We start from the raw sequence: 12,361 nt of genomic DNA on the forward strand, positions 1-12,361 counted from the left end.
ACTCAGCCGCCGGAGGCGATGGCCTGCAGCGCGGCCAGGTGCCGGGCCCACGTCTCCCGCCCGGCCTTGGTCAGCGAGAGCCAGGTGCGCGGACGCTTGCCGATGTAGCCCTTTCGGATGCGCACGATGCCCGCGGCCTCCAAGGCGGAGGCCTGGCGGCTGAGCACCGAGTCGCTGACCTGCAGGTGGTCGCGAAGCACCGCGAACTCCGTCTCGTCCGTGGCGGCGAGCGCGGCGGCCATCGAGAAGCGCACCGGGTGCGCGAGGTCCTCGGCCAGCTGGTGGCGGGGGTGCGAAGGAATCTCCGGCGTGCTCACTTGGAGGCCTCGGTCCAGGCACCGACGACGGTGGCGATCGTGATGGCGGCCGCGGTGGCGGCGAAGAACCACAAGTCATCGGCAAAGAAGTTGAGCCCGACGACGCAGCCGATGCCCCACAACACGGCCCAGACTCCGATGCAGATGCCCCAGCGGACGGTGAAGCCCTGCTTGGTGGACCTGCCGAAGTACAGCATCACGGCCATGAAGATGCCCAGCCAGGCGAGCATCCCGACCATGGGGATCCAGATCAGTGACTCGTCGACCCGGCCGACGAGCCAAAACGCGAGCAGCGACAGCGAAGAAATGGCGCCCAAGCCCAACAGCATCGTGATGTGCGGCCAGCTGGCACCGGAGCGCGAGGCGGCGCCGAGCCGGCCCGCCTCGTTGAGCAGGTCCCGGGCGGCTGATGGTGAAAGCTTGTTGTTGTCCATGGCGGTCTCCTTGCGGATGGTTGCTGGGGATCCAGCGCTTAAACCATGGTACGTAAATACTTTCCAATATAGCAAGTACTTTTCGAATCGGATTGGGACTGCCCTGCATATGGCGGAAGCGGCCGGAGATTTTTCCTCGGGCAGCGGTTTGGGGGACGGGCCGGGCAAGCGAGGGGCGGAGCGTCCGCGAACCGGGCGAACAAGTTGTTCGGTTCCGGCCGCGGGCGCCCCGCCCCGTCGTGCAAGGTGGTGCATGCCTCTAGTCGAACGATGCCTCGTGCTCGAAGTTTTCCGCCGGAGCCGGCGTCTCGACGATCCGCTTCGGGATCAGCGCGACCGCAATGGCCGCCACCACGCCAACGATGGCGAAGAAGATGAAGTTGAACTCGAAGCTCAGTCCCGTCGAGGCAATCCAGCCGCCGATGATCGGCCCGGAGATGGCACCGATGCGGGCGAACGACAGGGCCCAGCCGGTGGCGGTGCCGCGCTGGGCGGCCGGGTAGTAGTCGGCAATGTATCCGGTGAGCACCAGGGAGGTGGAGATCGATCCGATGCCGGCAAACGCCACAAAGCAGAGGTTCACGAACATGGTGTTCGGGAACATCAGCAACAGGATGCCGCCGGCGCCGAGCAGGTAGAAGAGCACCAGGATGGTCTTCTGCCCGTATTTGTCGGCGAGGAAGCCCAGAACCAGGCCGCCGATGGCGGAGGCCAGGGAGAACACGAGCAGGAAGGCCAGGGAGGATCCCAGGTCGTAGCCTGCCTTGCGCATGATCTGCGGCAACCAGGTGTTCAGGCCATAGACCAGCACCATCCCGCAGAACAGCGAGATCCAGAAGAACACCGTGGAGCGCAGATACTTGCCGGAGAACATGGAGGCCATGACCTCGCGCCAAGGGATCCTCCGGCCCGGGTTCGCCGGCGCCACCGGCCGGTAGTTGCGCACCTTCAACTTCGCGGCCAGGGCCTTGGCCTCGGGGATCCTGCCCTTGGCCACCAGGTATTCAAGGGATTCGGGAACGAGCCAAGCGACCACCGGAAGGATCAAGATCGGCAGCGTGCCCACGGCAATCACCCAACGCCAGCCAAGCGTCGGCAGCAACGCCATGGCCACCAGGGCCGCGGCGACGATGCCCAGCGAATATCCCGAGTACATGATTCCGTAGTTCAGCGACCGCTTCCTGGGTGCCGAGTATTCGATCGTCAGTGCCGCGGCGACGGGAATGATTCCGCCCATGCCCAGGCCGCCGAGAAAGCGGAACAAGCCAAACATCTCCGGGGTCGGGGCCAGGGCGGCCCCGGCCTGGGTGATGGTGAAGATCGCCATCGAGAGCAGGAGCATCCTGCGCCGACCGATGACATCGCTCAGGGTTCCGATGAACAGGGCACCAAAAAGCATGCCGACCAGCGCGTAGGCGCCCAGTCCGCCAAGCTGCAACGGGGTCAGTGACCATTCCTGGTACTCGGCCAACGCCGGCAGGACGGCGCCAAGGACTCCAACGTCGTAGCCTTCGGCCAGGATCGCCAGCCAACAGGCAAAGAGGACCACCGAGGTGGTGCGTTTGGGGATGTTCCAGTCGGTGCTGGTTTGTGTTGCCGCCATGCTTAGGGCTCCTCATGTGAAGGGGTCAAGTCTTGAAGGAGGTGGAACAACGAACGCTTGTATTATGTCGTTAAGGTGACGTGCGTAACAATAGATGGATGGAGAAAACTTTACGATGATCGGAAATTCGGATGATACGGGTGCACCGCAAGAGTCTGCCGTTGCGGATGCGGCAGAGGAATTCCTCGCCGCTGGCTTGGCCGGCAGCGTGCTTGATCGCCACATCGAATGGATCGACACCGATGCGGCAGGACATCAACACAACTCCGTGGTCATGCGGTTTGTCGAGGCCGCCGAAGCCAAGCTCTTTCGGGAGCTCGGAGTTGTTTCCTACTTCGGAAATGCACCTCGGGTACGTCATGAAATCGACTACCGCGCAAAACTCTACTTCGGGCAACGCGTGAGCACCGCAGTGGCCATTGAACATGTCGGAACCTCCTCCATGTCCTTTGCCTTCAAGGTCTGGGGGCATCCACACGAAGGCCGCCAAGCCGTACTTGCGGCCGAGGGCCGCTTTGTTACGGTTTGCGTGCCGGAAGGCACCGAAAAATCGGCGCCCTGGCCCGCAGGGATCCGACGGGCCCTGTCAATGTAGAGGCAAACATTGCCGGGAGCACAGGGATTCAAGTCTGCTTGAGCTTTGCTCAGTAGCTGCCAATAATGAAGCCATTACTAGGGTGAAACGGTTTCGGCTCGTCCGCTGTACTTCCGGCATCTCCGTGTAGAACGAGGCAGGTTACCTAGGAAAGGGAACCTGAGCAAAGCTGGCTCAGGCCGAATTCTTGGGATATCCACGTCCCATGCCGCGCGTGGGCGGCACAACCACGCTTTCGGATTGCGAAACTCATTTCAGCGAGAGCCTTGGGCGATTCGTGAGCCGGCACCTCGGCGTGTTTGGTCGGCTGTGGCAATGGTGCATGCTGCGAAATCCTGTGATGACCGACACTGTAGGATCGGAGCATGGATTTGCGGGCTTTGATGGGCAGCCATTTGAAGTTGCGCCATCTGATTCTTGTACTGGCCGTCGCCGAGTACCGAAGCCTGGCTCGAACGGCAACGGAACTCTTCTTGACCCAACCGGCACTGAGTCGTGCCCTGCGGGAAGCCGAGTCGGCGGTGGGCGTGGCCCTCTTTGAACGAACCCGGCACGGAATGGTCCCCACAACTGCGGGGGTTGCGTATTTGGAACATGCGCTCGTAATCGTCGGACAGGCCGAGGTTCTTCGCCGCCGTCTGGAGGAACTCACGGATCCTCAAGGTGGGTCCGTGAGCATCGGGGCTTTCGTGACCGGGGCAAATCTCTTGGTACCCCGGGCCGTGGCACGATTGGCAAACGCGCGGCCGAAGACGAATGTGCGAATCAGCGAGGCACCGCCAGATACCCTGATCCAGGAGCTGATCTCCGGAGACCTGGACCTGCTGGTTGGACGCATTACACGCCACGCCAGCACGTCGGCTTTGACTCTGGTCCCGCTCTACCGAGAGCCCTACAGAATCGTCGCAGCCACTGGACACCCTGCTCTTCTGCCGGGAGCATCGAATCTGGCGGACCTTGCAGCTTTTCCCTGGGCCATGCCGGTTGCAGGTACGCCGCTGTATGACACGCTCGTGGACGAGTTCCGCAAAACGGGCACGGCGATGCCCGATCACCAAGTCGAGTGTGCGACCCCTGCACCGTTGAGAACCTTGGTTGTCGAAGCGGGATACCTGACTGTAATGCAGGAGTCGATGGCCGCCGCAGATCCAGATTTCAGGATGCACCCCCTCGTCATTGAGGGCCTTGCGCAAGATGTGGGATACATGTTGAGTCCGGATCGGCCCCTGACATCCGCCGCCCAACTTTTGGTGGACTGCCTGCATGAAGAAAGCAAGCGCATCATTCGCGAACTCTCTGCCGCGAGCCCTTGACCAGTTCCACCGTCCGAGTTGAGCCGTATTGTCCAGTAATTCTTGGAGGTGTCATGCGTTGCCGGCGCGATTCGCGGCTCTCTGTCGTTTGACTTCCCGTGGCTTGGCCACGACCCGCGGCAGGTTCTATTGGCCTTTGCCTGGTTGGAATCACGGTGTAGCAAACGGACGATGCGGACGTCGGCGGGAAAACCCGCTCGACGTCCGCATCGTCCGTTTTTCCCATCCGGCCGTAGACACACGACGGCTCACGGCCGAGCCCGGACTAGCCCACTCGGATAGCCAGTCCGGTCGATGCCCCGGTTTCACCAGCTTCGGAAACCACGACTCGAGCCCCGCGCTTCAATGCGGCCTCGGAAAGCACCCTAGCAAGGTCTGATTCCAAACCATTTAGGATGAGCGTTCGTCCTTGCACGTCCGATACGAAGTCGTTCGCAACTGGCCTGGATCCGTTGCTAGAGACGCCGTCCAATGACTCGTCCACGCTGGCAACGACGACGGCGCACCCGGCCTCATCAAAGCGAAGGCTCATTGTCACGGGTTCGCCCACCGAACACGAGGGCAGCACATGGCAAACAACCGATATTCCCATCGGCGAGGCGACAATTCCCGTGCGCCACGGCAGGCGTTCCCTAAAGTACGGCTCGTTGCTGGAGTGAATAAAAGTTTCGGCAATAAGTGTCCCTGCCGGATCCACTTCTCCCCAAGCCATCGATTCACCGAGACAGTGATGGCATGCGTCGCGCGGCGGGTATTGAACCATTCCGCATTCGACACATTCCTGCAGAATGAATTTTCCTGAAACTGCGCCGATCAAGAGACCCGTGGCGGTTGTACTGCGGGCAATTGGCGGTATGTGGGACGAAGTTTCCACTGTCGTTGTCATGCACGCTCCTTGGCTAGGATGGCCGCGGCCGAGCACAAACCGCGGTCGTAATTGATCATTCCGAACCCGGAAACCAAGCCGGCCCGCGCGTCCTTTACTTGGCGACCGACCGTGGAACCGAGAACTTGGCGAATGGCTTCCACCGTACCCAGATGCCCGCCGGCGGCCCCGGCCTGCCCCGTCGACAGCTGGCCGCCCGAGGTATTATGCGGAAACGTTCCGTCCGTGGTGAAAGAATGCCGCCGAACGAACTCCGGCCCCTCGCCCTTACTGCAGAAACCGAGGTCCTCGAACTGCATCATCGAAATGACCGGGTAGTCGTCATAGGTCTGGACCACATCGATGTCGTCATGCCGAAGTCCCGACATGTCCCAGAGCTCGTCTATGTCGACCTGCCATCCTCCACGCGTTTGGATTTCATCTTCCTGGAATGCATTGTGGCGCTCTATTGCCCCCAACAGGTGCGCGTAGTCCAGTCCGAGTTCCTTCGCCGTGTCTTCATGCATCACGAGATAGGCTTCGGCCCCCGAGCATGGCATGACGCAATCGAAAAGCCGGAGCGGATCGGCAATGGGCCGGCTGTTCAGGTACTCATCCATGGTCAGTGGCTTCTTGAACAATGCGTTGGGATTGGACAGTGCATTTTCACGCTGCGAAATGGCGAGCTTACCGAAATCCTTTTCCGTGGCACCGTATGCACGCATGTAGTAATCCGTGAGCATGGCAAAACTTGCATTGGGACCGGCACCGCCGTAGGGGTACGCACCGTCCTGGGCGAAACGGCTGAATGAAGTGACCAGGTCCCGAAAGGCACCGGGCCGGTTGATGTCTGCTCCGATGCAGGCCACGATGCCTGCATCGCCCGCCTGCACTGCCCGGGCTGCCCTGCGGAGACCAACAACGCTTGATGCCCCTCCCAGGGAAATTCCATCAAGCCAGCGCAGTTCCAAGCCCAGATGTTGCGTCATTGCCACCGGGCTGTCGGGTGCCAAGGTGAAGGAAGCAAGGGACAGCCCATCGATCTGGTTCTTGGGGATTCCTGCTTCATCGCAAAGGGCCCTGAGGGCTTTACCGATCCACCACTGCACAGGCTGTTCGGAGTTCCGCGTGTAGGGCACGGTCACCGGAGTCGCGACAACCACGCCTTCGTAGTTTTTCCTTGCAACGCTCATTTGTTTGTTCCCGTCCCGAGTGTGTCCAGCGCGACGGGTGACTTGGCCGTCGAGTCCTCTGACCGAGCCGGGCGCATGTCACCCACCTTGCCTGACAAGGCGAGAGCCAGCAAGGTTATGCAGGCAAGGCCGATGGCATAAATTGCGACCGGGACGTAACTGTCGAATTTGATTAGCAATGCCGTCGCGATCAGAGGAGCCAAGCCACCCGCGAAGACTGCGGCAACTTCATGGGCGATGGACATTCCGGAATAGCGGATCTTGGCGTCGAAGAGTTCGTGGAAGAACGCTGGCTGTGTTCCGATCATTGCTGCATGGCAGACGCCATTGGCAATGAAATAGGCCAGGATGACCAGCGTATTTGAGTTGGATCCGATCATGGCAAAGAACGGGAATGCGATGACCACAAGCATCACTGCGCCGAACGCATAGACCTTGCGCCGGCCGATTTTGTCGGACAGGTGACCAAAGAACAGGGTCATGCCGAACGAGAAGAGCATCGAGAGCATGACACCGGCAAGCAAGATGCCCCTGTCGACGCCAACGTGCACACCGTAGACGATTGAGAACGAAAGGAAGAGGTATGAACCACCATTCTCGGCAACGCGCAGTCCCATTCCCACGAGGATTTCTTTGGGGTGGGTTTTGATGGCTTCGATGAACGGGAGCCGGTGGCTAGTTGCCTGGGCATCGCCTTTCTTGAAGTCCTGGTTATCAGGCAATCGGAATCGAATGTACATCCCAACACCGAAGATCAGCACGGAAAGCAGGAATGGGAGACGCCAACCCCAGCTAAGGAACTGTTCCTCTGGCAACAGCTGAACCAGGAAGAACGCACCCGCTGATAAGACGAAGCCGAGCGAGACGCCGGACTGGCTGAAGGCAGAGAGCAGCCCCCGGCGGCTGCTGCCCGTGTTCTCGCTAATCAGCAGGACACCTCCGCCCCATTCGCCGCCGGCAGCGATGCCTTGCACTACGCGGAGGACAAGGAGAAGGATCGGGGCAAAGATTCCGATTTGGGCGTAGGTCGGCAGCAATCCCATGATGAATGTCGCAGCACCCATGATTGAAAGAGTGAGGACCAATGAGGTCTTGCGGCTAATCTTGTCCCCAATGTGGCCGAAAATGATTCCGCCAATTGGCCGGGCCGCGAAGCCGACGGCAAATCCTGCGAAAGCGCCCATCGTGGCGACGAGTGGATCTGTGTCAGGGGGAAAGAAGAGCTTGCCTAGGACGAGCGAGGCGGCTGTTGCATAGAGAAAGAAGTCATACCATTCAAGGGCACTGCCGAACAATGAAGCCACAACGTACTGCTTGACGCTTTTCTGGCCGCTGACGGCCGAAACTTTTGAGAAAGTCATGAGAATTCTCCTCTAAGGGTGGTTGCTTAAAGTGGTAGGGGGCCAGGTCTAGCGGACCAGTACGTAGCCTGAGTGCTCGCGGTCCCACGTGTTAGGCGTAATACCTGTCTCGCGCAGTTTGAACTTTCGGATTTTGCCGTTCTCAGTTGTAGGCAATGTGTTCACGAAATCGATAAATCGTGGCACGGCGAAATATGCGATGAGGGGCTGGCAGTGATCCATGAGCTCCGATGGCGTCAAGGTCGCATTGTCGTGCAGTATGACCGAGGCCATCACTTCATCTTCTGCGAGTTCCGATTTCACCGGGTAGACAGCGACGTTTTTCACTGCCGGATGTGTGCCAATAGCCTGCTCGACTTCATACGACGAGATGTTCTCTCCGCGGCGTCGGATTACGTCCTTGATCCGGTCCATGAACCTGAAGTATCCGTCGACGTCTTGGATAACACGGTCGCCAGTATGGAGCCAGAGGTTCCTCCAACTTTCAACCGTCTTGTCGGGCATTCCGAAGTATCCGGTTGCGAATGCAAAACTGTCGCTGGCGCGAAGCAGCAACTCGCCAGGTGTGCCAATGGACACTTCAACGTCGAGTTCGTCGACAATTCTTGCTTCGAAGCCCGGGCGGAGCTTCCCCATCGTGCCGCGCTTTCGCTCGGACTGGGGGGAACCAATCACGAAGTTCGATTCTGTGGAGGCAAATCCGTCGAGTAGGACGGTCCCAAATCTTTCTTCGAACTCGCTGGCCGCTTCGGCCGGAACACCAGGTGCAAGAATGACCCGCAGGCCATGATCGTTGTCGTTCTCCGTTTTCGGTGTAGACAACAGAATTGGAACCATCGCACCTAAAAGATACGTCACCGTGGCACCCGAATTCTGGATGGAGCGCAGAAACCCCGAGGCAGAGAATTTCGTTTCAACGAAAATCGAAGATCCAGTTAGCAGTGCTTGGAAGAAGGTGCTCAAGGCATTCGTGTGGAACAACGGGAGCGTGGTGAGCAACTTATCGCCTTGAACAATCTCCAGGATGTTGGCGTTGTGGAATGCCCACCAGAAATATTGGGCGTGCGCACAGATTACGCCCTTGGAAACCCCGGTGGTCCCGGACGTGTACAAGATGGCCAGGGGGTCGCTTGGAGCTAGCAGCGGTCTTGGCGCAGCCGATGATGCAAGCTGCCACGCTGCGGATCGGGTTGAATTGATAAGCAGATCCGGCTGTTCTTCCTTTTCCCCGATGGAAAGGACCGCAGTCAACTGAATCCGAGACTGGTCAATAAGTTCAAGTCTCGAGAGAAACGTCGCCTCGGCCACGAGAAGTTCTGCCCCGCTGTTTTCGAGCATGTGCTGGAGTTGGGTACCTCTGATCGCGGTATTCAACGGCACTGTAATGGCTCCCAGCCAGGCGGCGCCCAAGAAAACCTCGAAGAATTCGGGGCGATTACCGCAAACTAATGCGACTCTATCGCCCTTTGATACACCGGCAAGATGCAATGTTTGCGCGCCGCGTGAGGCAATCGAGATGGCTTCCGAGTAGGTGACTCGTTTCCCATGAAATTCATAGAGCACGCGATCGCCAAATCGAAGAGCTTGCGCCTGCAACATCACCGGCAGCGTTCGATCTTCCACTGCAAATTCACGTGTGAGCGCGTCCCAGGGAAGCGGTGTTGAGATCGTATTGTGGGGCATCGGTGGTAACTCCGTTTCCAAATGAGGCTTGCGTCACAGCGAAGCTATAGCAACGGCTTGACGGTCGTCAATGAGGCGGGATCGATTCCGTGTCTTTGGCCGTCGGTGGGGGCTTGGGCCTGGGGCGGCGATGGGGAGGGTGCTCGCCCCTGAATTCGTCGCCCTAGGGTCGATATGGGCGTTGGCGGGAGAGCTTGTCATGGCCTAAATAGGCAATCTGATTTGGAATGATGCAAAAATATGCGAATCACGCGAGTGCGTTGGCGGGCGACGGCGGAGAGTGATTTTGGGCGCGAAGCTCCAGACTGTGGGGTTAGCATTTTCGTTACCGATAGGCCGAAAGTGTAATGGCTCTCCGTTGCCGCAGGCTTCATTTTCACTTGTCGAATTCCAGTGCGCTGATAGATTGAATCCCAAGCGAAGAGTGGTGACGATCGTCACTCATCTTCGATATATATTCCTTATCGGGCACGAAGCTGCCCTCACGCCTGAACACTGGAGATTCGATGAGTCCTGTACATGAAGTCCTGGCATCGCTGGCTACCGGCGCCGTTGAAGTCCTTGACCTGACGGCGCCACTATCCGCCGATACCCCGACGTTGGTGCTGCCCGAGCCGTTCGCCAACCTGATCGATTTCCGCATCGACGAGGTCTCTGCCTACAACGAGCCCGGCCCGTACTGGAAGCACCACAACATCCACACCGGTGAGCACATCGGCACGCACATCGATGCCCCAATCCACTGGATCTCCGGCCGCGAGGGCAAGGACGTCTCCCAGCTCGATCCAGCACGCCTGGTCGGCCCCGCGGTGGTCCTGGACTTCAGCGAGCAATCATCCGCGGACCCCGATTTCCTGATCGACGTCGAGCACCTGGTGACCTGGCAGGAGGAGCACGGAGCCTTCCCCGCCAATGCGTGGTTGCTCTTCCGCACCGGGTGGGACCAGTACGGGCACGACAAGCAGGCATTTCTGAATCTGGACGAGACCGGATCCCACACCCCGGGCTTCACCGCCGAGTGCGCGAAATGGATCGCTGAGGAACTCGATATCTCCGGCGTCGGGGTGGAAACCGTGGGCATCGACGCCGGGAACGCCGGGGCGCTGAACCCGCCGTTCCCGATGCACTACTTCCTGCTGGGCGCCGACAAATACGGGATCACCTCGCTGAAGAACCTGGACAAGCTGCCCACCCACGGGGCCATGATCATGGTGGCCCCGCTGCCGATCGTCGGCGGAACCGGCGCCCCGACCCGCGTGCTGGCCATGGTCGGAAGGAGCTGACCATGAACGTTGCACAACTTGTCGGCAAGACCCTGGCCGAGCTCGGCGTCGGCCACTGCTTCGGAGTGGTGGGCTCGGGCAACTTCACCATCACCAACACCCTGGTCGAACACGGGGTTCCCTTCACCGCGGCCCGGCACGAGGGCGGGGCCGCCACCATGGCCGATGCCTACTCCCGGGCCAGCGGGCAGGTGGCCCTGCTCTCGGTGCACCAGGGCTGCGGGCTGACCAACGCGGCAACCGGCATCGGGGAGGCGGCCAAGTCCCGCACCCCGATGATCGTGCTGGCTGCCGAGGCGGCGCCATCCGCGGTTTACTCGAACTTCGCCATGGACCAGGACGCCTTCGCTGCCTCGGTCTACGCCATCCCGGAACGGGTCCACAGCGCAGCAAGCGCGGTGGCGGACACGGTGCGTGCCTACCGCCGCGCGGTGAACGACCGCCGCACCGTCGTGTTGAACCTGCCGTTGAATGTCCAGGCACAAGAAGCCACGGACGAGCAGTCCCGTGCGTCGGCGTCCATGGCACCGGCCGAACCGATCCGGCCCTCGCGCGCCTCGGTGGAGGCCCTCACGGAGCTGATCGGCAAGGCCACGCGCCCGGTGTTCGTCGCCGGCCGCGGCGGGCGCGGGGCCCGGGACGAGATCCTGGACCTGGCGAAGCACGCCGGTGCCCTGGTGGCGACCTCCGCGGTGGCCAAGGGCCTGTTCAACGAGGACGAGTTCAACCTGGGCATCTCCGGCGGGTTCTCCTCGCCGCTCGCGGCCGAGCTGATCACCGACGCGGATCTCATCATCGGCTTCGGCTGCGCGCTGAACATGTGGACCATGCGCCACGGGCACCTGATCGGCACCGGCACCAGGGTCGTCCAGGTCGACCTCGAGGAACAAGCGCTGGGTGCCAACCGGCCCATCGACCTGGGAATCGTGGGGGACTCGGCGCAGTGCGCGGCAGACGTGCTCGAAGAGCTCGTCGGTCGAAACATTCAGGCCCGCGAGGGCTACCGCACCGTCGCCGTTGCCGCGCGCATCAAGGAATCCATCGACTGGAACCAGGTTGACTTCGATGACCTGTCCGACGCTCGGCTCATCGACCCGCGCGCGCTGACCAAGCGCCTTGACGAGATGCTTCCGGCCGAGCGCATCGTCAGCGTGGACTCGGGGAACTTCATGGGCTACCCCAGCCAGTACCTCTCCGTGCCCGACGAATTCGGCTTCTGCTTCACCCAGGCGTTCCAGTCCATCGGGCTGGGCCTGTACACGGCCATCGGCGCGGGCCTGGCGCAGCCCGGACGCATGCCGGTGCTGGGCACCGGTGACGGCGGTTTCCACATGGCCATCGCCGAGCTGGACACCGCGGTGCGGCTGGGCATGCCGCTGGTCTGCATCGTCTACAACGACGCGGCCTACGGCGCCGAAGTGCACCACTTCGGGACCGGGAACCCGGAAGCGGACATGGGCATCGTGCAATTCCCGGACACCGACTTCGCCGCCATCGGCCGCGGCTTCGGCGCCGACGGGATCACGGTGCGCACGCTCGCGGACCTGGACGCGGTGCAGGCATGGCTGGATTCGGGCCCGGGCAGGCCGCTGGTCATCGACGCGAAGATCGCCTCGGACTCGGGCGCCTGGTGGCTCGCGGAGGCCTTCAAGGGGCACTAAGGCAATCGCCCGGAATCACCGGCGCGGAGTGCCGGGTGGGAAACGTTCCCCGC

11 protein-coding genes are annotated in these 12,361 nt (G+C 60.9%); 4 read left to right on the top strand and 7 right to left on the bottom strand.

The features are described from left to right. Window positions 1-2: 2 nt before the first annotated feature. The 3 genes from JOF46_RS07120 to JOF46_RS07130 form a co-directional block, all read right to left on the bottom strand. The gene (locus JOF46_RS07120; RefSeq protein WP_209906688.1) at window positions 3-317 is read right to left on the bottom strand and encodes a winged helix-turn-helix domain-containing protein; all 315 of its coding nucleotides are present in this window, start codon (window positions 315-317) and stop codon (window positions 3-5) included. Then, on the bottom strand, window positions 314-751 hold the full coding sequence (locus JOF46_RS07125) for a hypothetical protein (RefSeq protein ID WP_209906689.1): 438 nt from the start codon (window positions 749-751) through the stop codon (window positions 314-316). The genes JOF46_RS07120 and JOF46_RS07125 overlap by 4 nt, the downstream gene beginning before the upstream one ends. Window positions 752-1,010: 259 nt before the next feature. After that, entirely contained in the window at window positions 1,011-2,354 is a 1,344-nt protein-coding gene (locus JOF46_RS07130; protein WP_209906690.1) for an MFS transporter, read from the bottom strand. Between the two features lie 94 nt (window positions 2,355-2,448). Here JOF46_RS07130 and JOF46_RS07135 point away from each other — a divergent pair, with 94 nt between their 5' ends. Both JOF46_RS07135 and JOF46_RS07140 read left to right on the top strand, forming a co-directional pair. Continuing rightward, window positions 2,449-2,949, top strand: coding sequence for an acyl-CoA thioesterase (locus JOF46_RS07135; RefSeq protein WP_245348040.1), 501 nt, complete (start codon window positions 2,449-2,451; stop codon window positions 2,947-2,949). Between the two features lie 365 nt (window positions 2,950-3,314). Beyond that, window positions 3,315-4,262 carry a LysR substrate-binding domain-containing protein gene (locus JOF46_RS07140; protein WP_209906691.1) on the top strand — a complete coding sequence of 316 codons (948 nt, stop codon included), beginning with the start codon at window positions 3,315-3,317 and terminating at the stop codon, window positions 4,260-4,262. A 265-nt stretch (window positions 4,263-4,527) separates the two neighbouring features. On the opposite strand, the gene JOF46_RS07145 is transcribed toward JOF46_RS07140, so the two are convergent. Genes JOF46_RS07145 through JOF46_RS07160 form a run of 4 tightly spaced genes read right to left on the bottom strand, consistent with a single transcriptional unit; the run spans window position 4,528 to window position 9,364 of the window. Next, on the bottom strand, window positions 4,528-5,148 hold the full coding sequence (locus JOF46_RS07145; RefSeq protein WP_209906692.1) for a Zn-ribbon domain-containing OB-fold protein: 621 nt from the start codon (window positions 5,146-5,148) through the stop codon (window positions 4,528-4,530). Next, window positions 5,145-6,320 (bottom strand): thiolase family protein, encoded by a 1,176-nt coding sequence (locus JOF46_RS07150; protein WP_209906693.1) that lies wholly within the window; start codon window positions 6,318-6,320, stop codon window positions 5,145-5,147. The genes JOF46_RS07145 and JOF46_RS07150 overlap by 4 nt, the downstream gene beginning before the upstream one ends. Next, complete coding sequence (locus JOF46_RS07155) at window positions 6,317-7,681, bottom strand: MFS transporter (RefSeq protein ID WP_209906694.1); 1,365 nt, start codon at window positions 7,679-7,681, stop codon at window positions 6,317-6,319. Before JOF46_RS07155 ends, JOF46_RS07150 begins: the two co-directional genes overlap by 4 nt. A 48-nt stretch (window positions 7,682-7,729) precedes the next feature. Beyond that, window positions 7,730-9,364, bottom strand: coding sequence for an ATP-dependent acyl-CoA ligase (locus tag JOF46_RS07160; RefSeq protein WP_209906695.1), 1,635 nt, complete (start codon window positions 9,362-9,364; stop codon window positions 7,730-7,732). A gap of 506 nt (window positions 9,365-9,870) precedes the next feature. Here JOF46_RS07160 and JOF46_RS07165 point away from each other — a divergent pair. Together JOF46_RS07165 and JOF46_RS07170 are read left to right on the top strand one after the other, a co-directional pair. Continuing rightward, complete coding sequence (locus JOF46_RS07165; protein ID WP_209906696.1) at window positions 9,871-10,647, top strand: cyclase family protein; 777 nt, start codon at window positions 9,871-9,873, stop codon at window positions 10,645-10,647. Window positions 10,648-10,649: 2 nt separating this feature from the next. Next, on the top strand, window positions 10,650-12,308 hold the full coding sequence (locus JOF46_RS07170) for a thiamine pyrophosphate-binding protein (RefSeq protein ID WP_209906697.1): 1,659 nt from the start codon (window positions 10,650-10,652) through the stop codon (window positions 12,306-12,308). Window positions 12,309-12,361 lie beyond the last annotated feature (53 nt).

Origin of the sequence: Paeniglutamicibacter psychrophenolicus (genome assembly GCF_017876575.1) — a bacterium.
GTDB classification, from domain to species: domain Bacteria; phylum Actinomycetota; class Actinomycetes; order Actinomycetales; family Micrococcaceae; genus Paeniglutamicibacter; species Paeniglutamicibacter psychrophenolicus.